Source organism: Comamonas sp. AG1104, from assembly GCF_003350425.1.
Taxonomy (GTDB): Bacteria; Pseudomonadota; Gammaproteobacteria; order Burkholderiales; family Burkholderiaceae_C; genus Comamonas; species Comamonas testosteroni.
This window is the reverse complement of sequence record NZ_QQAS01000002.1, coordinates 401,449-427,232: the sequence shown is the minus strand read 5'-3', so window position 1 is coordinate 427,232 and position 25,784 is coordinate 401,449. Positions and strand designations below refer to the sequence as shown.

Sequence of the window (25,784 nt, the reverse complement as noted above, 5' to 3'; positions counted from 1 at the left end):
CGATGATCAGCGATCAGGTTGACGATCAGTCTTCCACGAAAGCTTCTTCACGCTTGTTCTTCACTGCAGGCATCAGCACGATCACCAGCAGCACCACGGCGGCAGCCAACAGGCAGGCGGAGATGGGACGCGTCACGAAGACCGACCAGTCACCACGCGACAGCAGCAGAGCACGGCGCAGATTTTCTTCCATCATCGGGCCCAGAATGAAGCCCAGCAGCAAAGGAGCAGGCTCGGTACCCAGCTTGTGGAACACATAGCCGATGAAACCGAAGATACCGACCATCCACACGTCCCATGCGTTGTTGTTGGTACCGTACACGCCGATCGCGCAGAACAGCACGATGGACGGGAACAGCCAGCGGTAAGGCACGGTCAGCAGCTTGATCCAGACGCCGATCAGCGGCAGGTTCAAGATGATCAGCATCAGGTTACCAATCCACATGGAGGCGATCAGACCCCAGAACAGTTCGGGGTTGCTGGTCATCACCTGAGGACCGGGCTGGATGTTGTGGATCGTCATGGCACCCACCATCAGCGCCATCACGGCGTTGGGGGGGATGCCCAGAGTCAGCAGAGGAATGAACGATGTCTGAGAGCCGGCGTTGTTGGCAGATTCAGGAGCGCACACACCACGGATATTGCCTTGACCGAAAGGAACTTCGCCGGGCTTCAGCTTGGTCTTCTTTTCGATGGTGTAGGCAGCGAAGGCCGACAGCATGGCACCGCCACCGGGCAGGATACCCAGGGCCGAACCCAGGGCCGTGCCGCGCAGCATGGCAGGAAGCATGCGCTTGAAGTCTTCGCCAGTAGGCAGCAGACCGGTCACCTTGGCGGCGAACACTTCGCGCTCGTCTTCAGGCTTGGACAGGTTGGCAATGATTTCACCATAGCCGAACACGCCCATGGCGATCACGACGAAGTCGATGCCGTCGGTCAGCTCGGGAATATCGAAGCTGTAACGGGCCACGCCGGAGTTCACGTCGGTACCGACCATGCCCAGCAGCAGACCCAGCACGATCATCGCGATCGCCTTGAGCAGCGAGCCGGAAGCCAGCACCACGGCACCGATCAGACCCAGGGTCATCAGCGAGAAGTACTCGGCGGGGCCGAACTTGAAAGCGACTTCGGTCAGAGGAGGAGCGAAGGCAGCCAGGATGACGGTACCCACGCAACCAGCGAAGAAGGAGCCGATACCGGCCGCAGCCAACGCGGGGCCTGCTCGACCTTTTCGCGCCATCTGGTAGCCGTCGATCACGGTCACCACCGACGAGGATTCACCAGGCAGGTTCACCAAAATGGCAGTAGTGGAGCCGCCGTACTGGGCACCGTAGTAAATACCGGCCAGCATGATCAGCGCTGCCACGGGGGGCAGTGCGTAAGTGGCGGGCAGCAACATGGCGATGGTCGCCACAGGGCCGATACCTGGCAGCACACCGATCAGCGTACCGAGCAGACAGCCCACAAAGCAGTAGATCAGGTTCTGGAACGTGAAAGCCACGCCAAAACCCGTCGACAAGTTCTGAATCAGATCCATGGACGATGCTCCTGATTAGCCAGCGATGAAGCTAGGCCACACGGGGAACTGCAGATTCAGCGCCCACACGAAAGCGAAATAGCTGCCGACCGCCAAAATGGTGGACAGGATGGCTGTTTCCTTGAGATTGAAGGTCTGACCGGCCATGCTGGCAATGAAGACCAGAGCGTAGATCGCAATGATCAGGCCGAACTGGGGGATACCCAGAGCCGGCACACCCACCAACAGAATGCCGAAGGCAAAGTTGGCAGCCAGGATGAAGAACACCTGCTTCCAGGCCCACTTGCCGATCTTGTCACCACCTTCGGGGCCCTTGGTCAGGCCGCCGATGCAGATGGCTGCACCCAGGATGGCCATGAGGACACCCAGAATCAGAGGGAAGTAACCTGGACCCATGCGGGCACCGGTGCCAATGGTGTAGTTGGATGCGCCGATCGCAAATGCGAGACCGACGACCAAGAACATCAGACCGGAGAAAAAGTCTTTTTGGCTCTTGATTTTCACAAAACGTCTCCTTACGGAAATCACGACTTGGCGATTCTCGTTTCATAGATATGCCAAATTGATGTGGATTCCACCTACAAAGGGCATACCCTAATGCCGACGTTTTGTACACATTTACCGCATTCAGTCCAGACCAGTACCGCCCTTTTTCTACTACGCAAAAAAAGAAGCAAGCACTTGCACCTTTACTTTCAGATTTCGCTCATCAGCGGCGTGCAGGCCAGCACTTCAGGCAAGGTGGTCACACCTTCTGCCACCCGCAAAGCCCCTGCCAGACGCAGAGGACGCATGCCGTCCTGCACTGCCTGACGGCGCAGAACGTCCATGGATGGAGCATCGTGAATCTGCTTCTTGAGGGCCTCGGTCACCATCAGCAGCTCGTACAGACCCATGCGGCCGCGGTAGCCTGTCATGCGGCAGTCCTCACAACCCATGGGTTTGTAGGGCTGGTAACTGCCGGTCAGCTTCCAGGGCCTGACCGACTCGGCCAGATCCTCGGGCTTTGCGTCTTCATCGCGCACCTTGCAGCTGGAGCACAGCGTGCGCACCAGACGCTGGGCCAGCACGCCCAGCAAGGTGGCGTTGATCAGATAGGAGGGCACGCCCAGCTCCATCAGGCGGCTGACGGCGCTGGGTGCATCGTTGGTATGCAGCGTGGAGAAAACCAGGTGGCCGGTCAGTGCAGCCTGCACAGCCATCTCGGCAGTGGCCAGATCGCGAATCTCGCCCACCATGATGATGTCCGGGTCCTGACGCATCAGCGCACGCAGGCCTTCGGTGAAGCCGAAGTCGAGCTGGGGCTGAACCTGGGTCTGATTGAAGCTGGGTTCGATCATTTCGATGGGGTCTTCCACCGTGCTGACATTGACCTCCTCGGTCGCCACACGCTTGAGCGTGGAGTACAGCGTGGTGGTCTTGCCCGATCCCGTGGGGCCGGTGACCAGAATGATGCCGTGCGGACGCTTGACCAGATCCTCCCAGCGCTGAGCGTCATGGGCACTGAAGCCCAGCGCATCCAGGTTCTTGACCGTGTTCTCCGGATCGAAGATGCGCATCACCATCTTCTCGCCAAAGGCCGTGGGCAAGGTGGACAAACGCATTTCCACCTCCTCGCCGCGCGGGTTGCGCGTCTTGATGCGGCCGTCCAGCGGGCGGCGCTTTTCCACCACATCCATGCGCCCCAGCAGCTTGACGCGCGCCACCATGGCGTTCAGCACCCCCATAGGCATCTGGTAGACCGGATGCAGCACGCCGTCGATGCGAAAGCGGATAACGCCCTGCTCGCGCCTGGGCTCCAGATGGATATCGCTGGCCCTCTGGTCGAAAGCATACTGCCACAGCCAGTCCACCACGCGCACCACACCCTGGTCGTTGGCATCGAGCTGCTTGTTGCTCTTGCCCAGCTCCACCAACTGCTCGAAGCTCGCGCCGCCGGTCGCACCACCGGCTTTCTCTGCCGCACGCACGGACTTGGCCAGGGCAAAGAACTCTGCCGTATAGCGCTTGATATCCTGCGGATTGGCCACCACGCAGCGCACGCTGCGGCGCGCCTGCCGCTCCACCTCGCTCACCCAGTCGCTGATGAAGGGCTCGGCCGTGGCAATCACCACCTCCTTGGCGGTCACCTGCACGGGCAGTACCTTGTGACGCTCGGCATAGCTGGCGCTCATGACCTCGCCCACCCGGCCCACATCCACGCGCAACGGATCGATGCGCAGATAGGCCAGACCGCTGCGCTGTGCCAGGTACTGGGTCAGGGTCTCCAGATCCAGCGGCTGACGCGTTTGTGCGCTGACAACACCCACATTGGCGAGCCGCACCAGCGGCAGCTGCGCGCTCTCTGCGGCCGAGCAGCGCGCGACCGTGCGCTCGGCCTCCTGCGCCGTGATCACAGCGTCTTCCTGCAGCCACTGCACCAGCTTGCGCCAGTCCAGCGGACCCTGGTATTGAGCAGGCTTGATGGACTGGGGCAGAAGGAATTCAGTCAATGACATGGGCGGCAATGGCAACAAAACTGCCTTGACTGTACCGCCATCGGCCCATGCACCCGATCAGGACGGTGCATAAGAGAGCGGTGAAGGCCTTTTATCCCTTTGTCTGATGCAGCTCAGGCGTATTCGTCCAGCAGACCGCCCAGCCCGCCCTGACCCGGATTGCTGCGACTTCTGCTCTGCACCGCTTCCTCCTGCTTTGGCTGGACGGCTTCGGTCCCACGCTGAGCAGCCTGCTGGGCTTGCTGCGCCTGCTGATTCTGCAAGGCCTCGATCTGTGCCTGCAGCATCTGGATCTTGGTCTGCAGCAACTGCGCCCGCTGCTCCTTGGTCTTGGCATCAGCGTCGCTGTTGGCAACTTCTTTGAGTTCGTTGGTGGCATCCTTGATCTGCCTTTGCAGCTGCTGGATACGCGATGCCGCGCCGGCCCCCGAAGAGGCTGAGCCGGCAGAACTGGAGGAGATGGCACTGATCGTCATGACCATATCATCGGCAGAAAACCGCCGCCCTTAAGGCCGACACCATCAATTTGCTCAGGCTTTGCAATCATTCGGCTGTACCCCGGCCGATTCGGACAACCTTGGCTTTAGCCGTCTTGCTGCCGGCCTCGGCATCACGGGCCGGCACGAACACCTTGGCCCAACGCGTGGTGTTCAGGTCCCAGCGGGCCTGCACCTGGTCACAGGCCAGATCCAGCTCAGCGCCCTGCAGAACACGCGGTGTGCGCTGTGCCAGCACCACGGTATTGCCTTCGCGTGTGGGGCGGAAGGCCCAGAGCGCGTCCTCGCCAAAGGCCTGGGCCATCTGGTCCAGGCTTTTGTCAAAGCTTGAGGAGCGGCCAAAGAGGTTGACGGTCATGATGCCGTCCTCGGTCAGAAGATTGCGGCAATCGGCATAGAACTCTGCGCTGTCGAGAACGGGAGCAGCCGCCTCATGGTCATAGAGGTCGACTGCCAGTGCGTCAACCGTGCCCTGCCATTCGGTCTTTTTGATCTCCTTGGCTGCATCGGCCAGCACCACCTGCAGCGTGCTGCTGTCGGGAGGCAGCTTGAACCAGCTTCGGCACACGGCCAGCACCTGAGGGTTGAGCTCGACCGCCGTGGTCTTCATGCGCAGCTTCTTGTGGCAGAACTTGGTGATGGCGGCAGCCCCCAGACCCAGTTGCATGGCGTGCATCCGGGGTACTTCGGCAGGCTCGGCAAACAGCAGCCAGCCCATCATGCGCTGCACATACTCCAGGTCGATATCAAAAGGGTCGCGAATGCGCATGGAGCCCTGCACCCAGGGCGTACCCAGATGCAGATAGCGGATATCTCCATCGTCGGAGACGCTGACTTCGGGCAGCTCCTGCACGCTGGCCACATTCTTGTCTTGCGCGGATTTGGCACCGCCACGGGTTTTACGGATCACGTTTCACACCAATCTTCAAAGCAGGCCATTGGCCGCTAGCGCATGGTGCCAGGCCTGCAGTTTTTTATCGAAAGACCAGCTGGCATTGGCCGGGCTGGTCGATGGCAGCTTGAGCGCCGTCAGCCCCAACGCCTCGGTTTGGCGGGCATGCTTGTAGCTCTCGCCGCCGTTGTGCAATGCCAGCTGCAGATCAGGACAGCGCTGGCGCAGCCCGGCAAAGTCGTTGACCTGGGCGCAGCGAATGGCGCTGTCCAGACTGCCCTCGCGCTCGCAGCTTGCATACACATCCCACAGGCCCAGGCCACGCTCCAGCAACCACTCGCAGCGGCCCGCGTAGTCGGTGCGCGGCGGCTGCGCATACTGAGGCCACAAGGCCTGCAGCAAAGGCCAGAACTGGTTTTGCGGATGGGCATAGTACTGCGCCAGCTGCAGCGATTTCAGGCCCGGAAAACTGCCCAGCACCAGTGCCCGCGTGCGCGCATCGGCCACCGCCGCCAGCCCCTGCCAGCGCGGGCCTGTCTCTGTCACGGTGGCAGAAGAATCCTCGGTCATGCCCTATTGTCGCCCAGCCATGCTTGGCATGGCCCTTGGGCTGATATTCGAAAAAATGAGCAACCGCCACTTGCCCTTCAACGGCCAGCTGCTGTTTTGCCTACAAGAATGCCGGCAGGCCTGAGAGCGCTGCGCGTGCATTGGCCGTGCTGGCCTGCGCCAGCTGCTCAATGCCCATGCCGCGCAGCTGCGCAATCTCCGCGGCAATGCGCGGCAGCTCGGCGGAGCTGTTGCGCCCCTGAGGCTTGCCGGCCGCGCGCTGCTCGGCCGTGGAGTAGAGCCAGTGCGGCGGAATATCGGGAGCATCGGTTTCCAGCACCAGCGCCTCCAGCGGCAGGCAGGCCGCCAGCTCGCGCAGCTTGAGCGCGCGCTCATAGGTGATGGCGCCGCCAAAGCCCAGCTTGAAGCCCAGATCGATAAAGGCCTGCGCCTGCTGGGCGCTGCCGTTGAAAGCATGAGCTATGCCACCCGCAACCCGGTGCTGGCGCAAGGTCTTGAGCAGACGATCGCTGCTCTTGCGCACATGCAGGATGACGGGCAGCTCGAACTCGCGTGCCAGCCGGATCTGCTGCTCGTAAAACCAGATCTGGCGCTGCTCGTCGAGTCCGGGGACAAAGAAGTCGAGTCCTATCTCGCCCACCGCCACCAGATGCGGGTCGCTGCGCTGCTGGCTCAGCAACTCGCGCAGGGCCGCGATATCGGACTCCTGCGCGCCGGGCGTGTAGAGCGGATGAATGCCCAGCGCATAGCTGTCGCCATGGCGATGGGCAAGCGCAATCACGTCCTGCCAGTGGCTGCGCTGCACGGCAGGAATAACCAGATGCGTAACGCCTGCGGCCTGCGCAGCAGCGCGCACGGCATCTCTATCAGGTGCGAACTCGGGCGCATCCAGATGGCAATGGGTATCTATCCAGGTTGGCATCCACACATCATGCATCGGCTGGGCAGCTTGCGCAGTCCGGACTCGGCCAATGACACGTCAAGTGACTACAGACAGTTTCCAGTCTTGTCCTACGATTCACACATTGAAACAAATAAAACATTAAGCAACTTTACCCACTGCCCTGCGCTATCGGCCAAAGGAGCAAGTTATGACGGGACTTCTGCAAAGCACGCTCTGGCAACGCCTGAGCCAAAGTCATCAGCGCGCCGATATGCAGGGCAAACTGGCCGCGCTGGATCAGGTGCAGGCCGTGATCGAGTTTGATCTGCAAGGTCACGTGCTGACGGCCAATGACAACTTTCTGCGCACCATGGGCTATAGCGCCGAGGAGATCATCGGCCAGCATCACCGCATGTTTGTAGACGAGGAGACCCGAGCCTCTGCCGAGTACGCCCAGTTCTGGCAGCGCCTGGCAGCAGGCCTGCATGACAGCGGACGCTACCGCCGCATCAACAGCCAGGGCGAGGATGTGTGGCTGCAGGCCAGCTACAACCCGATCTTCGACAGCCAGGGCCAGCCGCGCAAAGTCATCAAGTACGCAACCGACATCACCGAGCAGCAGCAGCATGAAGACGATGCCCGCGGCCAGCTCAAAGCCATTGCCAAAGTGCAGGCCATCATCGAGTTCGATCTGAACGGCAACATCCTCACAGCCAACGATCTGTTCCTGCAGACCATGGGCTACTCCCTCGCCGAAGTCGTGGGCAGACACCACAGCATGTTCGTCCAGCCGCACGAGCGCCAATCCCCGGCCTATCAGCATTTCTGGCACAAGCTGGCCCTGGGCCATCACGATGCCGGCCAGTATCTGCGCATAGGCAAAGCCGGCCGCCAGGTCTGGATCGAAGCCAGCTACAACCCCATACTCGACGCCGAAGGCCGGCCCTTCAAGGTCGTCAAGTTCGCCACCAACATCACACGCCGCGTGACCGCAGCACAAACCCTGCGCGCCACGGTGGAAGGTCTGACCGAAAGCGCCAACCATGCTCGCCAGGCCAACGAGCTGGCCCAGGAAGCCTGCAGCGTGGCCGAGGCCGGCGGCCGCACCGTACAGGATGTGGTGAGCACCATGGAATCGATCAGCGCCAGCTCGCGCAAGATCAGCGACATCATCGGCATGATGGACTCCATCGCCTTCCAGACCAATCTGCTGGCGCTCAACGCTGCAGTGGAAGCGGCCCGCGCCGGCGACCAGGGACGCGGCTTTGCCGTGGTGGCCAATGAGGTGCGCCAACTGGCCCAGCACAGCGCCGAAGCCGCCAAGGAGATCAAGCAGCTGATCCAGACCTCAGTCACCCAGGTCACCCAGGGGGTGAGCCAGGTGCGCGAAGCCGGCACCACCATGGCAGAGATCGTGAACTCCTCGCGCCAGGTCACACAGATCATGGGCGAGGTGGTGCAGACCTCGCTGGCCCAGTCCGCCAGGCTGCGCGAGGTCACCGACGATCTGACGGCGCAGGATGTTTCGGCCAACCATGGCTCGGTCAAGCCGCGCCCTGCCGTGCCGCTGCAGGCTTCGGCCCGAGAGCAGGCCACGATCGCCATCCGGAACGCGGCGGTCGGCGCTTATTGAAAAGGGAAAAGCGCCCCAGGCACTTCATGAAAAAGGCCCGGCGCTGCACAGGCAGCGACCGGGCCTTTGCCCGTCTGCAGGCAGTAGGTCAGGCCAGTTGCCCCTGCCCCAGCCTGACCATGCGATCGCAACGCGCCGCCAGGCCCTCGTCATGCGTGACCATCACAAAGGCCGTGCCATGGCTGCGCGCCAGCTCCAGCATCAGCGCAAACACCGTATCGGCCGTGCCGCGGTCCAGATTGCCCGTGGGCTCGTCGGCCAGCACACAGGCCGGACGCGTGACCAGGGCGCGCGCAATCGCCACGCGCTGACGCTCCCCGCCCGAGAGCTCGGCTGGGCGATGCGCCATGCGCTGGCCCAGACCCACGGCACGCAGCATCTCGGCCGCACGGTCCATGCAGTCCTCCCTGGCGTCGCGGCGAATGCGCAGCGGCATGGCCACGTTCTCCTGGGCCGAGAACTCGGCCAGCAGATGGTGGAACTGGTAGATGAAGCCCAGATGCCGGTTGCGCAGCGCGCCCTGCTTTTGCGCACTGAGCTGGTGCAGGGGCTGGCCCATGAGGCTGACGCTGCCGGTGGTGGGCGCATCAAGCCCGCCGAGCAAATGCAGCAAGGTGGACTTGCCCGAGCCCGAGGCGCCGACAATCGCCAGCGTCTCGCCCGCCTGAACCTGCAGATCCACTCCCTGCAGCACGGTCACATCCAGCTTGCCTTCGGCAAAGCGCTTGGTCAGGCCGCGTGCTTCCAGCACGCTCCGGTCTATCACAACATCATTCATAACGCAGTGCCTCCGCAGGGTTCACGCGGCTGGCACGCCAGCTGGGGTAGATCGTGGCCACAAAAGAAAGAATCAGGGAAATCACGGCAATCGGCACGATGTCCGTAGACTGCGGCTCGCTGGGCATCTTGCTGATCAGGTAGATGTCCTTGGGCAGGAAGTTGGCATGCAGCGCCTGCTCTATGGCCGGCACGATGACATCGATATTGAAGGCAATCGCCAGCCCCAGCGCCAGGCCGGCCAAGGTGCCGATGACGCCGACCATGGCGCCCTGCACCATGAAGATACCCATGATGGACGAGGGCGAGGCCCCCAGGGTGCGCAGGATGGCAATGTCGGCACGCTTGTCCTGCACGCTCATCACCAGGGTGGACACCAGATTGAAAGCCGCCACGGCCACGATCAGGGTCAGGATGATGAACATCATGCGTTTTTCAAGCTGCACGGCGGCAAACCAGGTCTTGTTCTGCTGCGTCCAGTCACGGATGAACAAGCGATCCGTCAAGGTGTCCGCCAGTTCATGCGCCACGCGCGGCGCCTCGTGCAGATCCTTGAGCTTGAGGCGAATGCCGGTCGGCCCTTCCAGGCGGAAGATGCGCTGCGCATCCTCGTAATGCATCATCACCAGCGCCGAGTCATATTCGTAGTGGCCGGAATCGAAGGTGCCGGCCACCGTCATCTGCTTCATGCGCGGCAGCACGCCGGCCGGAGTGACCTGTCCGCTGGGCGCGATCAGCGTGATCACATCGCCCTCGCTCACACCGAGACTGCGCGCCAGCTCGATGCCGAGCACCACCTTGAACTCGCCGGGCACCAGACGCTTGAGCACCTCGCCGCTGGTGGCCGCCAGATCGGTCACCTCGCCCTCACGCGCCGGATCGATACCGCGCACCAGGGCGCCTTTCATATCCTCGCCGCGCGCCAGCAATGCCTGAGCCGCCACAAAAGGCGCGGCCCCCACCACATCGGGGTTGGCTCTGGCCTCGCGCATGGTGCGCTCCACATCAGGCAAAGGTGCACCCTGCGGGGCGTAGATTTCCACATGGGAGACGACGCTGAGCATGCGATCACGCACTTCCTTCTGGAAGCCGTTCATCACGCTCAGCACAATGATCAGCGCCGCCACGCCAAGCGCAATGCCAAGCATGGAGACACCCGAGATAAAGGAGATGAAGCCATTGCGGCGTGTGGCGCGCCCTGCTCGGGTATAGCGCCAGCCCACGGCCAGTTCGTAGGGAAATTGCATGTTGCCAGCATTGTGGCATTGCCGGTAATGCCCTGTCGGCGGCGCCAGCCTTATGCGATCTGACTGCCCGCCCCCTCTATCGGGGCGGCCTGCTGCGCCCTATGCGCGGCAGATCCGCGTATTGCTCCTGCTGCTCCAGCGTCACCGCATGGGACTGGAGCTTGGCCAGCAGACCGTCAAACAAGGCCAGCTCTTCATCGCTGAGGACAGACACGATGTCGGCATGAATCTTGACCATTTCGGGAAGGATCACACCGTACATGCGCCGTCCCTCATCGGTCAGATACATGGCCACGCGCCGGCGGTCTCCGTCCAGAGGTTTGCGCAGCACCCAGCCTTTTTCTTCCAGGCCACTGAGCGCCCGCGAGGTGCGCGCCCTGTCCAGTTGCACCTTCTGCGCCAGCTCGGAGGACAGCAGACCCTCCTCCGTCGCCAGCGTCGCCATCACTCCCCATTCACGACGCGTGAGGCCGAAGCGGGCCTCGCACATGCGCATGGCCATGCCGCCCGCCACACCGAAGAAGCGGCTGATGCGAAACAGCAGCATCTGCTGAATGGAGGTGGGCTGTCGGGTATTCACGGGGATGAGTTGATTAGATCAATTGTGGAAGTCACTTCTACAGTGGGCATTCCCAATACAGAGACAAAAGGGAGTGCTGGGGATTTTCGCAAATGCCGGCTCTTCCCTCAGACAAGAGAGTGATTCCATGGCTCGCCTGACTGCACCCCGCCGCCTTCTCCAAACCAGCCTGGCTCTGCTGCTGGGCTGCTCCACCTTCGCCTCTATGGCCCAATCTGCCGATGGCGCCGCCGTCGCCGCCTGGCCTCACAAGCCAGTTCGGCTGATAGCAGCCTTCGCTCCCGGAGGGGCTGTGGACATACTGGCACGCGGTGTCGGAGAAGTGCTTCAGCGCGAAACCAAGCAGCCCTTCGTTGTTGAAAACCGTACCGGCGCTGGCGGCAATATAGGAGCCGATTACGTCGCCAAGGCTGCCGCCGACGGATACACCATGCTGATCGGCCTGGACACGAGCTTCACGGTCAACCCGCTGATCTACAAAAGCATGCCGTTCAAGAATGGCGACCTGCGTCCCGTCATGGTGTTCGCCTCGCAAGGCATGCTGATGGCTGTCAGCCCCAAAACCAATATCAAGACGCTGGAGCAGTTCATCGCCCGCGGCAAGGACAAGGGCCTGACCCTGGGGTCCGCCGGCTATGGAACCCCCGGCCATCTGGCCTCCAGCATCCTGACTTACGCCACCGGGGCCAAGGTCAACCATGTGCCCTACAAAGGCAATGCACCTGCCACGCTGGCGATGCTCTCGGGCGAGGTGGACGGCGGCGTCATCAGCTCCACCGCCATGCTGCCCCATGTGAACACTGGAAAGATCACGGCGCTGGCCGTGACCACGGCCCAGCGCAACCCCTTGCTGCCGGAAGTCCCGTCGGTGACCGAACTGGGACACAAGGAGCTGCAGCAGGAAGTGCTTTTCGCTGCCTGGGTACCCAGCAGCACACCTGAGCCGCTGGTGCAGAAAATCCAGGCACACCTCGAGAAGGCCATAAAGGACGGCACATTGCGTGAACGCATGCGTGTCAACGACATGGTCTACGAAGGGCTGACAGGCGATGCGGCCGTCAAGCGCATTCAAGCCCTGGCCGACCGCTACCGGGTACTGGCCCAGGCCACCGGCATGAAGATGGAATGAGCGCTTGCGCCAGCCATCAGCCCCATGACAACGACCCGTATTTCATGACTCGTCCCAACATCATCTTTATCGTCGCCGACGATCTCGGCTATGCCGATCTGGGCTGCTACGGCGGCCGCGATGCCGAGTTCGGTCCGGTATCCCCGGTGCTCGACCGCCTGGCCGCCAACGGCCTCAGGCTCACCCAGGGCTATGCCAATTCACCCGTGTGCTCGCCCACGCGTTTTGCCTTGGCCACGGCCCGCTATCAATACCGCTTGCGCGGTGCGGCCGAGGAGCCCATCAACAGCAAGACGCGCGGCACCCCGCTGGGCGCCAGGCTGGGTCTTCCGCCCGAGGTCCCCACCGTCGCCTCGCTGCTCAAGGGCGCGGGCTACCGCACGGCACTGATAGGCAAATGGCATCTGGGCTACCCTCCCCACTTCGGTCCGCTGCGCTCGGGCTATGAGGAATACTTCGGCCCCATGTCGGGCGGCGTGGATTACTTCACCCATCTGAGCAGCTCGGGCCAGCACGATCTGTGGGTGGGCGAAGAGGAGCACCACGACGAAGGCTATCTGACCGACCTGCTATCCCAGCGCAGCGTGGACTTCGTCAACCGCATGAGCGAAGGCAACTCCCCCTTCTTCTTGAGCCTTCACTACACGGCGCCGCACTGGCCCTGGGAAACCCGTGATGACCGCGAGACTGCCGAGCAGTTGGGGGCGGGCATCACGCATCTGGCGGGAGGCAATATTCACCAGTACCGCCGCATGATTCATCACATGGATGAGGGCATAGGCTGGATCGTCGAAGCACTGCGCAAGAACGGCCAGCTCGACAACACGCTGATCGTCTTCACCAGCGACAACGGCGGCGAGCGCTTTTCGGACAGCTGGCCTCTCGTGGGCGGCAAGATGGACCTGACCGAAGGCGGCATCCGCGTGCCCTGGATCGCCCACTGGCCTGCCGTGATCGAGGCCCATCGCAGCAGCACCCAGCCATGCATGACCATGGACTGGTCGGCCACGGTGCTGGATGCAGCCGGTGTGAGCGCCGATCCTGACTACCCGCTGGACGGCGTCTCCCTGCTGCCCGTGCTGCGCACCGACGGAGCGGAGTTTGCCCGGCCGCTGTACTGGCGCATGCTCTACCGCAACCAGCGCGCTCTGCGCGAAGGCGAATGGAAATACCTGCGCGTGGAAGACAACGAATACCTGTTCAATCTGGCACAGGACGAGCGCGAGCGTGCCAATCTGGCCGGACAGCAGCCCGAGCGCCTGCAAGCCATGCGCCAGCGCTGGGACGACTGGAATGCCGGCATGCCCGCCATCGCCGAGGATGCGAGCTATAGCCTGGTCTACACCCTGAAAAATATGCCCGCGAGGTGACAAAGCCCCCCGCACCATGCCCAGGCGACGGCCATGCCCGACAATAGCGCCCATGTCTTTGACCGCGCCTTTGCTGCCTGCCGCCCAAGCCCTGGGCACAGGCGCCTCCGAAATCATTGTTGCCTATGCCAGCGGCCCTGCCGACATTCCCCAGGCATGGGACGGTTTGCAACTCCCTCACCTGCAGGCCTTGCTGGCAACGCTGACGCCGACCACGCTGGTGCAGGGCGACGAGATGGACTTCTCTCCTCCGCATGAGCGCGCCCTGGCCCGTGGCATGCAACTGCCCGATACACCCGGGCTGATTCCCTGGGCTGCGCTGGCGGCTGGAGACAGCAGCCAGGCCTGCGCCTTCATCACTCCCTGCCACTGGCATATCACCCCGGACCAGGTCCATCAGACCGACCCGGCCGGAGCACCACTGGACGAAGACGAATCCCGCCAGTTGCTGGCGCTGATCGCACCCTGGTTCAGCGACGACGGCATCACGCTGGAATATCTGCGCGCCGACCTCTGGCTGGCACGCGGTGCGGCCTTCAAGGGCCTGGCCACCGCATCGATGGACCGTGCGCTGGGCCGCGACGTGCGCCCCTGGATGCCCGACCCGATTCAGGGAGCCATCATTCAGCGTCTGCAGACCGAGCTGCAGATGCTGCTCTACACCCATATCTTCAACGACCGACGTGGCGAACGCGGCCTGCCGCCCATCAACTCCTTCTGGGTGCATGGCACGGGAGACCTCGCCAGCCTGCCTGCGGCGAACTCCCGGACCGTGTGCGTGGATGATCTGCGCCACACTGCGCTGCAAGGCAATGTGCAAGGCTGGCAGAAGGTCTGGCAGGCACTGGACAGCAGCCTGATCGCCGAGCTGCAGCAGCGGGCTGCCCGCGGAGAACCGGTCAAGCTCACGCTCTGCGGCGAGCGCAATGCCGTGCAATGGCAAAGCCAGCCACGCGGCCTGATGGACAGGATAAAGAGTGTTTTTGCCACGAAACGCTTGCCTGATCTGCGGGGAATGCTATGAAGATAATCCCCAGATCCATCCCCAACGACAGTGTCTCTGCACTGCTGCAGGCCAAGATTCATCCCTTGCTGGCCCAGCTCTATGCGGCGCGAGGTGTCTGCTCGGCCGACGAGCTGGACGATGCGCCGGCCCGGCTGCTGCCGCCCTCGGGCCTGCGCGGCATCGATGCCGCCGTGCAACTGCTGGCCGATGCCATAGACGCGCAAAAGCGCCTGTGCATCGTCGCCGACTATGACTGCGATGGCGCAACCGCCTGCTCCGTGGGCCTGCGCGGCCTGCGCATGCTGGGCGCGGCCCATGCCGACTACCTCGTGCCCGACCGCGTGGTCGACGGCTACGGCCTCACCGCCCCCATCTCGCGCCGCGTCAAGGAGACCGGAGCCGACATGCTGATCACCGTGGACAACGGCATTGCCAGCGTTGAAGGCGTGGCCGTGGCCAAGGAGCTGGGCATGTCGGTCGTCGTGACCGACCACCATCTGCCGGGCGACCACCTGCCGCCAGCCGATGCCATCGTCAACCCCAACCAGCCGGGCTGCGAGTTCACCAGCAAGTCCATGGCCGGCGTGGGTGTCATGTTCTATGTGCTGCTGGCCCTGCGCACCGAGCTGCGCAACCGCGGCCGCTTTGACCGCCACAACCAGCCCCGTCTTGAACAGTTGCTGCCCCTGGTCGCGCTGGGCACGGTGGCCGATGTGGTCAAGCTTGACGCCAATAACCGCCGCCTGGTGGCACTGGGCCTCAAGCAGATTCGCAAAGGCAGCATGCAGCCCGGCATACGCGCGCTGTTCGAGGCATCGGGCCGCCGCTTTGACATGGCCTCCACCATCGACTTCGGCTTTGCCCTGGGCCCGCGCATCAACGCGGCCGGTCGTCTTGCCGACATGACCATAGGCATCGAGTGCCTGACCACGGAAGATGTCAGCCGCGCCGACAATCTGGCGCGCATGCTGGACAGCATCAACCGCGAGCGCCGCGAGATCGAGGTCAGCATGCGTGAGCACGCCCTGCTCATGGCCGAAGGCCTGTGCGAGGACGGAATGACACCGCCACCGGCCATCAGCGTGTTCGACCCCGACTTTCACGAAGGCGTGGTCGGCGTGGTGGCCTCGCGCATCAAGGACAAGCTGCACCGGCCCACGTTTGTGTTTGCAGCCAGCGGCGCCCCGGGCAAGGAGCATGAGCTCAAGGGCTCTGGCCGCTCCATTCCAGGCTTTCATCTGCGCGATGCGCTGGACCTTGTCAGCAAGCGCCACCCCGGTCTGATACTGCGGTTTGGCGGCCACGCCATGGCGGCAGGCTGCACCATCACGGAAGCGCACTTTGACGAGTTCGAAAAGGCTTTTGCCCAGGTCGCCAGGGAATGGCTGGATGCCGCCACGCTGACGCGCAGATTGGAGACCGACGGACCGCTTTCGCCCCAGTGGCTGGACACCGGCCTGATCGAACAAATGCAGCTGGCCGTCTGGGGCCAGGGCTTTGCCGCGCCGACTTTCAGCGAAGAGCTGGAAATCACCTCGCAGCGCCTGGTCGGCGAAAAGCATCTGAAGCTGGAGCTGCTGCACCATGGCTCCAAGATCGACGGCATCTGGTTCAACCACACCGCCCCACTGCCCGCGCGCACCACCCTGGCCTATCGCCTGGACATCAACGAATGGCGCGGCGAGCGCAAGGTGCAGTTTCTCGTGGAAGCCGCGCAGGACTTCGAGGGTGGTGCCGGCAACATGGGCTTCTGATCACCGCCCCGGCCTGGGAAGCCGCCACCGGGAACGTGGCGGCTGTACTCTGCGCGCCGAGCCCGATACTTAGAACTGCTCCCAGCTCTCGTCATCTGCGGTGCTTGCGACCGACCGGGTCCTGGGCCTGGCCTCCGTCAGCCTGGGGAGGGCTGCAACAGGCTGAGCCGCGCGCTTGATCGCCTTGATCGTCGCTGGCACTTTCGCAAGCGATATGGGCGTGGCTGCAAAAGCCTCGGTATCGAGCCCCAGCTTGAAGACTGAAACCACTTCGGCCAGGCGACGTGCCTGCTCCTGCATGGACAGCGCCGCCGCGCTGGACTCCTCCACCAGCGCCGCATTCTGCTGCGTCATCTGGTCCAGATTGCTCACCGCCTGATTGACCTGATTGATGCCGTCGCGCTGCTCGGTGGACGAGGCCGTGATCTCGCCAATCAGGTCGCTGACGCGGCGCACGCTGGCCACGATCTCGCTCATGCTCTGGCCCGCCAGCTCCACCTGCTGCGAGCCCGACTGCACGTTGTCCACGCTGGTGGTGATGAGCTGCTTGATCTCCTTGGCGGCTTCGGCGCTGCGCTGCGCCAGGCTGCGCACCTCGCCCGCCACCACGGCAAAACCACGGCCCTGCTCGCCGGCACGTGCCGCCTCGACGGCTGCATTCAGGGCCAGGATATTGGTCTGGAAGGCAATGGAGTCGATCACGCCGATGATGTCGGCGATCTTGCGGCTGCTGTCGGTGATCTGGCCCATGCTCTGCACCACCTGCTGCACCACCCGGCCGCCTTGCTCGGCCGCCTGGGCGGCGGTCGAGGCCAGCTGATTGGCCTGACGTGCAGTGTCGGCAGACTGGGTGACGGTCGCCGTCAGCTCTTCCATGCTGGCTGCGGTTTCCTCGAGATTGGCCGCCGTCTGCTCGGTGCGTGCCGACAGATCCTGGTTGCCCGTGGCAATCTGGCCCGAAGCCGAGGAGACGGATTCCACGCCCGAGCGCACCTGGCCAACGACGGAGCGCAGACGCTCGGCCATGGCATTCAATGACTGGTGCAGATGGCCCAGTTCGTCTTCGCTGCCATGCCCGGTTCTGAAGCTCAGATCGCCCTCGGCGATCGCATCTGCCAGCTCCACGGCCTTGACAAGAGGCCGGGTGATGGAGCGCATGATGAGCAGGCCAGTCACCAATCCCAAAAGCATGATGACGCCACAAGCGATGGCTATCACCACATAGGCTTTGGAGCGACTGGACTCACCCTGCTCCAGCGCCTGCGCCCGGTAGAGGTCCTGCAGTTGCACATAGGCATCCAGGGCCGCGTAGTACTTTTGCGCCATGGGATTGAGCCGCTCTTCGATCAGCTTTTGCGAACGCTCGAAATCCTTGGATTGACGAGCCTGATCCACCTCTTTGTTCACCGCAAACAAGGCATCTCTATGCGTGTTCACATCGGCCATCAGGCTCTTGGCCTCTTGGGTATGAACCTGTGCGAGCACTTTGTCACGCAACTCGTTGATGTTGGCGATCAGGCCGGCCATGGCCTTGTACTGGTGCTCGACCAGATTCTCTTCCGTGGACATGGCAGCTGCCGTGAAGCGATCCATGCTCATCTGGGTCAGGATGCGCCACTCCTTGGCCTGTGCAGCAGCAGTCTGTGCCTCCACCACCGCCGCAAGAACGTCCTCGTTGACACGTTTGGAATAAGCCAGGCTGCCTGCCACCAGCAACAACATCCCCGCCAAAAGACCGATCACCAATGCCCACAGCTTCCGGGCCACGGTGAATTGAAACAACTTCATGAACCAACCAATCCAGACAAAAGAACCCACACACACAGGCACGTCCGCATCGTGAACTCCGGGCTGGCTTGTGCATGACTCTGGCGGTCAATTCCTGGCCCCTGACGTCCTCCCTCCACCTCTTCGAGATGCTCTCCCAGAGGTTGCATCAATATATTAATAATTGTTACAACTGCTTTGCGCATTGCGCACAACTGATGTTCTCAGTACTTTCCCGCTTTTCGATACGGCTGGAGTTGGCGAGCCAGAATGAAAAAGCCCGCCGCCTCCTGTCAGAAGCGGCGGGCCTGCAAGCGGGTGTCAGCCTGCGGTTTAGAACGTTTCCCAGTCCCCATCGTCGGAGTCCGCAGCAGGCTTGGCCTTGCTGGTACTCAGTGCAGTGGGAGCCGCAGCAGCGGGCGCTTTCTTGATCGCGGGTCTGACTGCAGCAGCAGTCTGCTTCACTGGTGCCATGGCTGGCATGGCACGGCTGGTCGAACGCTGGGGTGCTGCAGCCTTGACACGGCCGGTTTCATAGCCGGGTTCATGACCGAGCTTGAAGACTGAAACCACTTCGGCCAGGCGACGTGCCTGCTCCTGCATGGACAGCGCTGCCGCACTGGACTCCTCCACCAGCGCCGCGTTCTGCTGCGTCATCTGGTCCAGATTGCTCACCGCCTGATTGACCTGATTGATGCCGTCACGCTGCTCGGTGGACGAGGCCGTGATCTCGCCAATCAGGTCGCTGACGCGGCGCACGCTGGCCACGATCTCGCTCATGCTCTGGCCCGCCAGCTCCACCTGCTGCGAGCCCGACTGCACATTGTCCACGCTGGTGGTGATGAGCTGCTTGATCTCCTTGGCGGCTTCGGCGCTGCGCTGCGCCAGGCTGCGCACCTCGCCCGCCACCACCGCAAAACCACGGCCCTGCTCGCCGGCACGTGCCGCCTCGACGGCCGCATTCAGGGCCAGGATATTGGTCTGGAAGGCAATGGAGTCAATCACGCCGATGATGTCGGCAATCTTGCGGCTGCTGTCGGTGATCTGGCCCATGCTCTGCACCACCTGCTGCACCACCCGGCCGCCTTGCTCGGCCGCCTGGGCGGCGGTCGAGGCCAGCTGATTGGCCTGACGCGCAGTGTCGGCAGACTGGGTGACGGTCGCCGTCAGCTCTTCCATGCTGGCTGCGGTTTCCTCGAGGTTGGCCGCCGTCTGCTCGGTGCGGGCCGACAGGTCCTGGTTGCCCGTGGCAATCTGGCCCGAAGCCGAGGAGACGGATTCCACGCCCGAGCGCACCTGGCCAACGACGGAGCGCAGACGCTCAGCCATGGTATTCAGGGACTTGAGCAGACGACCCAGTTCGTCATGACGGTCATTGCGTACCGTTGCCGTCAAATCGCCGGCAGCGATGGAGTCGGCCAGAGTTACCGCCTCATTTAACGGAGCGATGATCGAGCGCAGGATCAGAGCCGCCATCGCCAGGCCCAGCAGAACGATCAGGCCGCAGACCAGACCGATAGCCACATAGGCCTGAGACTGGCGTGCTTCGCCATCGGCAATCGCGCGCTGGCTGCGTTGCTCCTGCAACTGCACAAACTTGCGCTGCGCATCCACGTATACCTTGGCGTTGGGACGCAGCTGCTTCTCAACCAAATCGAAGGCCGCCGCAAAATCATTGTCCTTGCGCGCGGCCTGCACGGCGGCATTGCTCTCCAGCGTCGCGCGCCTGCGCTCGGCGACCTCGTCCAGCACCTTGCGTGATTCATCGTCAGTGACCAGCTCGTTGAGCTTTTTCTGCAGTTCGGTGATATGCGCAATCCCGTCACTCATCAGCTTGCGCTGCTGCTCCACCAGGTTTTCCTCGGAGGAAATGGCCGCGACGATGGAGCGATCCACGCTTTGCTCGGTCAGATGACGCCACTCGCTGGCAATGTTGGCAGCCATTCGGGTACGTGTGGCCTCCTTGGAGATGCTCACGTACACGCGATCCAGATAGATCAGACTGCCTGCAGACACCAGCAACAAACCCGCCAGCAAGCCAATCACCAAAGCCCACAGCTTTTGTGACACAGAGAACTGATTCAATTTCATTTTTTTATCCATCTCAATAGATCAAGCAACACCGTGGCAGCCTTAACGAATTCAGAAACTCACAAGCGCTGTAGCCAATCCTTAATCGGCATCCTGGCGAGAGATTTAAGCTTTGTTACAAGCTACGACCGCAACAGCGCTCGTGCCATGACACAAATCATGATTGCGTACAGCCGCCTACAATCAAGCCGTGCCCAAAACCTATCTGAACGCCGATCTGCACTGCCACTCCGTCGTCTCCGACGGCACTCTGACGCCCGAGCAACTGGCTCTGCGTGCTGCCGAGCGAGGGGTGGAGCTCTGGGCGCTGACCGATCATGACGAAGTCGGTGGCCAGCACCGGGCAGCAGCCGCAGCCAGGTCAGCGGGGCTGGACTATCTGACAGGCACTGAAATTTCCGTCAGCTTCTCGGGCAGCGGCGTACATATCGTGGGCCTGGGCTTTGACGCCGATAACGCAGCTCTGACCCAAGGCCTGTACGACACGCGCAACGGCCGCGGCCCACGCGCCCGCGAAATGGCCAGGCAGCTGGAACTGGCTGGCATTCCCGGCGCCTATGAAGGAGCGCTGCGCCATGCAGGCAACCCCGAGCTGATCTCGCGCACCCACTTTGCACGCTTTCTCGTGGAGAGCAGAGTCTGCAGCGACACCTATGAAGTCTTCAAACGCTATCTGACAGAAGGCAAGCCCGGTTATGTCGCCCATGTCTGGGCGAATCTGGAGGATGCCGTGCGCTGGATCGTGGATGCAGGCGGCGTCGCCGTGATTGCTCACCCAGCACGTTACGACTTGAGCCGCAACGAGGAATATGCACTGTTTTCCAAGTTCAAGGAACTCGGCGGCCAGGGCGTGGAGGTCGTGACCGGCAGCCATCGCCCACACGAATATGCGATCTATGCCGATCTGGCCCTGGAGTTCGGACTGGCCGCATCGCGCGGCAGCGACTTTCACAGCCCCGATGAATCGCAGATAGACCTGGGGCAGCTGCCCTATCTGCCCAGCCAGCTCAAACCCGTCTGGGAGCTGCTGCAGGACCGCATACAGCGTGCATAAATCACAGAGAGAGAGATTGCATGACCATCGTTTTTGAAGTCTACCCAGAGAACCCGCAACCGCGCATCATCAAGCAGGCGGCAGACATGCTGCGCAAGGGTGCCATTCTTGCAGTACCCACCGACTCCAGCTATGCCCTGGTCTGCCACCTGGATGACAAGAACGCCGTGGACCGCATGCGCCGCATCCGGCAGATCAACGACAAGCACCACCTCACGCTGCTGTGCCGCGACCTGTCCGAGTTGGCCAACTATGCCCGCGTGGACAACCGCCAGTACCGCTTGCTCAAGCTGGCCACGCCAGGCCCCTACACCTTTATTCTTGAAGCCAGCAAGGAAGTGCCCAAGCGCCTGAGCCATCCTTCGCGCAAGACCATCGGCCTGCGGGTGCCGGATCGCAAGGGTCTGCAGTTGCTGCTGGAAGAACTGGGCGAGCCCTTGCTGGCCACCACCTTGATTGCGCCCGGTGAGACCGAGCCGCTCAATGATGCCGAGTCGATTCTGGAGCGCTTCCCCCATGAGCTGGACGCAGTGGTCGACTCCGGTGCCTGTCCGCAGCAACCCACCACGGTGCTGGACCTCACACCCATGGCCTTGAACAATTCGCCCGTCGTGGTGCGCCAGGGCATGGGCAACCTGAAAGACATAGGCCTTCAGCCCGAATAAGCGCGGCCTCATGCAGGAAAAGCAGCTGCCGCAAGACTTTGTCCAGCGCCACTGGCCCTGGCTCATCGGCTTTTTGTGCGCGTACTCGGTGATGGTGGCTGTGCTGTTCTGGCAGGCGTCTCAGTCATGGCTGATCTATGCCCTGGCCACCCTCTGGACGGCGTGGGCAATCAGAGCCTATGGCAAAGACCAATCATTCCATGTCTCTCCAGGACTGTCGGCACATGAGGATGACGCCATGCTGCGCCGCAGAGTCCTGCTGGGAACAGCTATCTGCCTCCATTTCGGCTTTACCGTCGTAGCCATTTACGGCTATCTGCACGAAATTCGCTGAATCAAAGCTCTTCATAGGCCAGCTCGCGGGCACGAGCCGGGCGCGCCTGCGTGGCCACAGCTGCGCGCGGAGCTGGCATGGCCGCAGGAGCCAGACCAGGCGACTCATCGTCATCGAGTTTGAAGGCACCCACCGCCTGCTGCAGATCCTGCGTGCGCGCATTGAGCGCAGCAGCGGCTTGCGTGGCCTGCATGACCAGGGCGGCATTTTCCTGATTGGTGCTGTCCATGTGAGCCACGGCCGTATTCACATGGGCGATGCCCTCGCTTTGCTGCTGCAGTGCACCGGAGATTTCGCTCAGCAGGCCTGTGACCTGGCCCACGGACTGCATGATTTCCTTCATGGTGCTACCTGCCTGGCCCACCAGGCCAGAGCCGCTTTCAACCTGAGTCACGCTGGCCGTGATCAGCTCCTTGATCTGCTTGGCCGCTTCGGCACTGCGCTGCGCCAGCGAGCGCACCTCACTGGCCACCACGGCAAAGCCACGTCCCTGCTCTCCGGCACGCGCCGCTTCCACGGCCGCATTGAGGGCCAGGATATTGGTCTGGAAGGCGATACCTTCAATGACCTGAATGATGTCCACAATCTTGCGCGAGCTGCCGCTGATGGCATCCATGGTGTGAACGACCTGGTCCACCACATCACCGCCACGCCCGGCCGTGGCCGATGCTGTGACCGCTAGAGAACTGGCCGAATGAGCACGCTCTGCGTTCTGGCGCACGGTGACGGTGAGCTGCTCCATGCTGGCTGCGGTTTCGGTCAGCGCGCTGACCTGCTGCTCGGTACGGCTGGAGAGGTTGGTGTTGCCTGCATCAATCTCGTAGGCCGAAACGGCCAGCGAATCAGTGGACTGCTTGATACGGCCCACCAGCTCGGTCAGCGTGTCTTCCATGGTGCTCAGTGCCGTCAGCAAACGTCCGAACTCGCCTTCGGCATTGGAAGAGAACTCCTTGCTCAGATCACCTGCCGCCACGGTCTCGGCAATCAGGATGGCTTCCTGCAGGGGCGCGACGATGCGGCGGCGCAGGCTGACCCACGACCAGGCGCAGGAAATGCAGACCCAGGCCCCCAGTGCCAGCAGCCACCAGCGCGAACGCTCCACCTCGGCCATCAGGCTCTCGGACTGCTGCGCCGTCAGCGATCCCGCCTTGAGCACCTCCAGCACATCGGACATTGCTGACCATGCAATTCCCATCAAAGCCAGCACAAAAACGCTGATGCTGACAAACGCGATCACCAGTCGCTTGCTTACCGTCATATCGATCCCCTTGCCCTGTCCTGCCGAACGCCGTGTTATGTATTGATTTCATCAACCCACACAAAACCTGTTCCGCCTTGCAGGCAGCAACCGCGGATTTGCGCGAGTTGCATTTTGCAACATCTGGTTTACCACACAACTATGTGCAACCCGTATTTCTGCAACAGCAAACCGGCTTGTCCCGGCACAAGACAGCAGCTTGGCGCGTCGTCTGAGACAATCAACACGTGGAACTCACCGAACTCATACAAACCGTACTGATTTACGCACTGCCCGTGCTGTTCGCCATCACCATTCATGAGGCGGCGCACGGCTATGCTGCGCGTCACTTTGGCGACAACACAGCAGCCATGATGGGGCGCATCACGCTCAACCCCATCAAGCATATCGATCCCATCGGCACCATCTTGATGCCGCTACTGCTGTATTTCGCTACCTCGGGCGCGTTTCTTTTCGGCTACGCCAAGCCCGTGCCCGTGCGCTTTGACCATCTGCGCCACCCCAAGCGCGACATGATCTGGGTAGCGCTGGCCGGTCCCGCCTCCAATTTCGTGCAGGCCGTGTTCTGGGGTCTGCTGCTGATCGTCTTGGTAGGTTCAGGTCTGCACGAGCGCTTTTTCCTGGAGATGTGCCGCGCCGGCATTCTGGTCAATCTGGTGATGTGGGCGTTCAATCTCTTTCCGTTGCCGCCTCTGGACGGCGGCCGCATTCTGGTCGGTCTGCTGCCCTGGAAACAGGCGCAACTGGTGGCGCGTGTCGAACCCTATGGCTTTTTCATCGTCATGGCACTGGTGATTGCCGGCGTGGTCGGCAGCTACTGGCTGCGCCCGTTGATGAGCCTGGGCTACTCGGCCATCGATCTGATCCTCTACCCCTTCATGGCCTTGCTGCGCTGAACCCCGCGCCTGGTCTGCTACTGATATCTGTTGTTGATCCCTATGAGCACTACCCGTTTTCTGACCGGCATCACCCCCAGCGGTACCCCACACCTGGGCAACTACGCAGGCATGATGCGCCCCGCCATCGAAGCCAGTCGCGACAAGAATGTGGAGAACTTCTACTTTCTGGCCGACTACCACGCGCTCATCAAGTGTCAGGACCCCGAGCGCGTGCAGCGCTCGACCATCGAAATCGCCGCCAGTTGGCTGGCCGCCGGTCTCGACCCCGAGCATGTGACCTTCTACCGCCAGTCGGACATCCCCGAGATTCCGGAGCTGACCTGGTTCCTGACCTGCGTGACCGGCAAGGGCCTGCTTAACCGCGCCCACGCCTACAAGGCGGCGGTGGACAAGAACAATGCATCCGGCAGTGAACCTGACGACGGGGTGACCGCCGGTCTTTTCATGTACCCCGTGCTCATGGGTGCCGACATTCTGATCTTCAACGCCAACAAGGTTCCTGTGGGCCGCGATCAGGTGCAGCATCTGGAGATGGCGCGCGACATGGCGTCGAGCTTCAACCACATCTACGGCAGCGAGTACTTCACGCTGCCTGAGGCCGTGGTGGAGGAGTCTGTCGCCACCCTGCCCGGCCTTGACGGCCGCAAGATGAGCAAGAGCTACAACAACACGATTCCGCTGTTTGCGCCGCGTGAACAGCTCAGAAAGCTCATCAACAGCATCACCACCGACTCGCGCGCCCCCGGCGAGGCCAAGGAAGTCGAAGGCTCGGCCCTGTTCCAGATCTATCAGGGCTTTGCCAGCGAAGAGGAAAGCGCCGCCCTGCGCCAGCAATATGCCGAAGGCATTGCCTGGGGCGATGCCAAGCAGATCCTGTTCGAGCGCATCGACCGTGAAATCGCCCCCATGCGCGAGCGCTATGAATACCTGATTGCCCACCCCGCAGAGCTGGAAGAGATTCTTCAGGCCGGTGCCGTCAAGGCACGCAAGCTGGCGACGCCTTTGCTGCAGCAGCTGCGCGGCGCCGTGGGCATCCGCAATCTGGCACAGGCCAGCAAAGCCAAGACCAAGGCCGCCAAGACTGCACTGCCCCAGTTCAAGCAGTATCGCGAATCCGATGGCCAGTTCTACTTCAAGCTGGTGGCCGCTGACGGTCAGCTGCTGCTGCAAAGCCTGGGCTTTGCAGCCCCCAAGGAAGCGGGGCAGAACATTGCCCAGTTGCAGCGCGAAGGCGCGACGGCTCTGGCCGCCATCAAGCCGCGCCTGCAGACACTGGATGGTGTCAGCGATGACCTGGTGATCCAGGCTCTGGAACAACTGCGTGAGGCGGCCGAGCAATAGCT

General features: G+C 62.3%; 23 protein-coding genes. 10 read left to right on the top strand and 13 right to left on the bottom strand.

Annotated features, from left to right (window positions below; translation table 11 throughout):
- Positions 1–25 precede the first annotated feature (25 nt).
- The 7 genes from DFO48_RS06600 to DFO48_RS06570 form a co-directional block, all read right to left on the bottom strand.
- Complete coding sequence (locus DFO48_RS06600) at positions 26–1,537, bottom strand: tripartite tricarboxylate transporter permease (RefSeq protein ID WP_114862908.1); 1,512 nt, start codon at positions 1,535–1,537, stop codon at positions 26–28.
- Between the two features lie 15 nt (positions 1,538–1,552).
- Positions 1,553–2,041, bottom strand: a complete 489-nt coding sequence (locus DFO48_RS06595; protein WP_114862907.1) for a tripartite tricarboxylate transporter TctB family protein — start codon at positions 2,039–2,041, stop codon at positions 1,553–1,555.
- Positions 2,042–2,232: 191 nt separating this feature from the next.
- Complete coding sequence (locus DFO48_RS06590; protein ID WP_114862906.1) at positions 2,233–4,035, bottom strand: GspE/PulE family protein; 1,803 nt, start codon at positions 4,033–4,035, stop codon at positions 2,233–2,235.
- A 113-nt stretch (positions 4,036–4,148) separates the two neighbouring features.
- On the bottom strand, positions 4,149–4,511 hold the full coding sequence (locus DFO48_RS06585; RefSeq protein WP_034349146.1) for a FlxA-like family protein: 363 nt from the start codon (positions 4,509–4,511) through the stop codon (positions 4,149–4,151).
- Between the two features lie 67 nt (positions 4,512–4,578).
- Positions 4,579–5,442: a spermidine synthase gene (locus tag DFO48_RS06580; RefSeq protein WP_114862905.1), complete on the bottom strand. Its 864-nt coding sequence runs from the start codon at positions 5,440–5,442 to the stop codon at positions 4,579–4,581.
- Between the two features lie 15 nt (positions 5,443–5,457).
- Positions 5,458–5,994, bottom strand: coding sequence for a DNA-deoxyinosine glycosylase (locus DFO48_RS06575; protein WP_114862904.1), 537 nt, complete (start codon positions 5,992–5,994; stop codon positions 5,458–5,460).
- Positions 5,995–6,094: 100 nt separating this feature from the next.
- Positions 6,095–6,916 carry a TatD family hydrolase gene (locus DFO48_RS06570; protein WP_233506339.1) on the bottom strand — a complete coding sequence of 274 codons (822 nt, stop codon included), beginning with the start codon at positions 6,914–6,916 and terminating at the stop codon, positions 6,095–6,097.
- 169 nt (positions 6,917–7,085) lie between these two features.
- On the opposite strand from DFO48_RS06570, the gene DFO48_RS06565 reads away from it, so the two are divergent.
- Positions 7,086–8,510: a methyl-accepting chemotaxis protein gene (locus tag DFO48_RS06565; protein WP_114862902.1), complete on the top strand. Its 1,425-nt coding sequence runs from the start codon at positions 7,086–7,088 to the stop codon at positions 8,508–8,510.
- 88 nt (positions 8,511–8,598) lie between these two features.
- Here the strand turns inward: DFO48_RS06565 and lolD are convergent, their stop codons facing one another.
- From lolD to DFO48_RS06550, 3 genes are all read right to left on the bottom strand, one after another.
- Entirely contained in the window at positions 8,599–9,288 is a 690-nt protein-coding gene (gene lolD, locus DFO48_RS06560; protein ID WP_114862901.1) for a lipoprotein-releasing ABC transporter ATP-binding protein LolD, read from the bottom strand.
- Positions 9,281–10,534 (bottom strand): lipoprotein-releasing ABC transporter permease subunit, encoded by a 1,254-nt coding sequence (locus tag DFO48_RS06555; protein ID WP_003076911.1) that lies wholly within the window; start codon positions 10,532–10,534, stop codon positions 9,281–9,283. The genes lolD and DFO48_RS06555 overlap by 8 nt, the downstream gene beginning before the upstream one ends.
- A gap of 76 nt (positions 10,535–10,610) precedes the next feature.
- Complete coding sequence (locus tag DFO48_RS06550; RefSeq protein ID WP_034349153.1) at positions 10,611–11,081, bottom strand: MarR family winged helix-turn-helix transcriptional regulator; 471 nt, start codon at positions 11,079–11,081, stop codon at positions 10,611–10,613.
- 160 nt (positions 11,082–11,241) lie between these two features.
- Here DFO48_RS06550 and DFO48_RS06545 point away from each other — a divergent pair, with 160 nt between their 5' ends.
- From DFO48_RS06545 to recJ, 4 genes are read left to right on the top strand one after another with little or no spacing between them, the layout of a single operon-like run.
- Positions 11,242–12,243, top strand: coding sequence for a tripartite tricarboxylate transporter substrate binding protein (locus DFO48_RS06545; protein ID WP_114862900.1), 1,002 nt, complete (start codon positions 11,242–11,244; stop codon positions 12,241–12,243).
- Positions 12,240–13,613 (top strand): sulfatase, encoded by a 1,374-nt coding sequence (locus DFO48_RS06540; protein ID WP_233506338.1) that lies wholly within the window; start codon positions 12,240–12,242, stop codon positions 13,611–13,613. Before DFO48_RS06545 ends, DFO48_RS06540 begins: the two co-directional genes overlap by 4 nt.
- A gap of 52 nt (positions 13,614–13,665) precedes the next feature.
- Entirely contained in the window at positions 13,666–14,637 is a 972-nt protein-coding gene (locus DFO48_RS06535) for a phosphoglycerate mutase (protein ID WP_114862899.1), read from the top strand.
- A complete protein-coding gene (gene recJ, locus DFO48_RS06530; RefSeq protein WP_114862898.1) occupies positions 14,634–16,373 on the top strand; it encodes a single-stranded-DNA-specific exonuclease RecJ in 1,740 nt (579 codons plus the stop codon). The genes DFO48_RS06535 and recJ overlap by 4 nt, the downstream gene beginning before the upstream one ends.
- A 69-nt stretch (positions 16,374–16,442) precedes the next feature.
- Here recJ and DFO48_RS06525 read toward each other — a convergent pair whose 3' ends face one another.
- Entirely contained in the window at positions 16,443–18,161 is a 1,719-nt protein-coding gene (locus DFO48_RS06525) for a methyl-accepting chemotaxis protein (protein ID WP_114862897.1), read from the bottom strand.
- Between the two features lie 312 nt (positions 18,162–18,473).
- Positions 18,474–20,231 carry a methyl-accepting chemotaxis protein gene (locus DFO48_RS06520; protein ID WP_114862896.1) on the bottom strand — a complete coding sequence of 586 codons (1,758 nt, stop codon included), beginning with the start codon at positions 20,229–20,231 and terminating at the stop codon, positions 18,474–18,476.
- Between the two features lie 190 nt (positions 20,232–20,421).
- Between DFO48_RS06520 and DFO48_RS06515 the strand changes: the two genes are divergently transcribed.
- Genes DFO48_RS06515 through DFO48_RS06505 form a run of 3 tightly spaced genes read left to right on the top strand, consistent with a single transcriptional unit; the run spans position 20,422 to position 22,284 of the window.
- Positions 20,422–21,285, top strand: a complete 864-nt coding sequence (locus DFO48_RS06515) for a 3',5'-nucleoside bisphosphate phosphatase (RefSeq protein ID WP_114863109.1) — start codon at positions 20,422–20,424, stop codon at positions 21,283–21,285.
- A gap of 20 nt (positions 21,286–21,305) precedes the next feature.
- The gene (locus tag DFO48_RS06510; protein WP_114862895.1) at positions 21,306–21,950 is read left to right on the top strand and encodes an L-threonylcarbamoyladenylate synthase; all 645 of its coding nucleotides are present in this window, start codon (positions 21,306–21,308) and stop codon (positions 21,948–21,950) included.
- Positions 21,951–21,960: 10 nt separating this feature from the next.
- Positions 21,961–22,284, top strand: a complete 324-nt coding sequence (locus tag DFO48_RS06505; RefSeq protein WP_114862894.1) for a hypothetical protein — start codon at positions 21,961–21,963, stop codon at positions 22,282–22,284.
- A 1-nt stretch (position 22,285) separates the two neighbouring features.
- On the opposite strand, the gene DFO48_RS06500 is transcribed toward DFO48_RS06505, so the two are convergent.
- Positions 22,286–23,542, bottom strand: a complete 1,257-nt coding sequence (locus DFO48_RS06500; protein ID WP_114862893.1) for a methyl-accepting chemotaxis protein — start codon at positions 23,540–23,542, stop codon at positions 22,286–22,288.
- Positions 23,543–23,769: 227 nt separating this feature from the next.
- Between DFO48_RS06500 and DFO48_RS06495 the strand changes: the two genes are divergently transcribed.
- Both DFO48_RS06495 and DFO48_RS06490 read left to right on the top strand, forming a co-directional pair.
- Positions 23,770–24,438 (top strand): site-2 protease family protein, encoded by a 669-nt coding sequence (locus DFO48_RS06495; protein ID WP_003073892.1) that lies wholly within the window; start codon positions 23,770–23,772, stop codon positions 24,436–24,438.
- A 42-nt stretch (positions 24,439–24,480) separates the two neighbouring features.
- Positions 24,481–25,782 (top strand): tryptophan--tRNA ligase, encoded by a 1,302-nt coding sequence (locus tag DFO48_RS06490; protein WP_114862892.1) that lies wholly within the window; start codon positions 24,481–24,483, stop codon positions 25,780–25,782.
- Positions 25,783–25,784 lie beyond the last annotated feature (2 nt).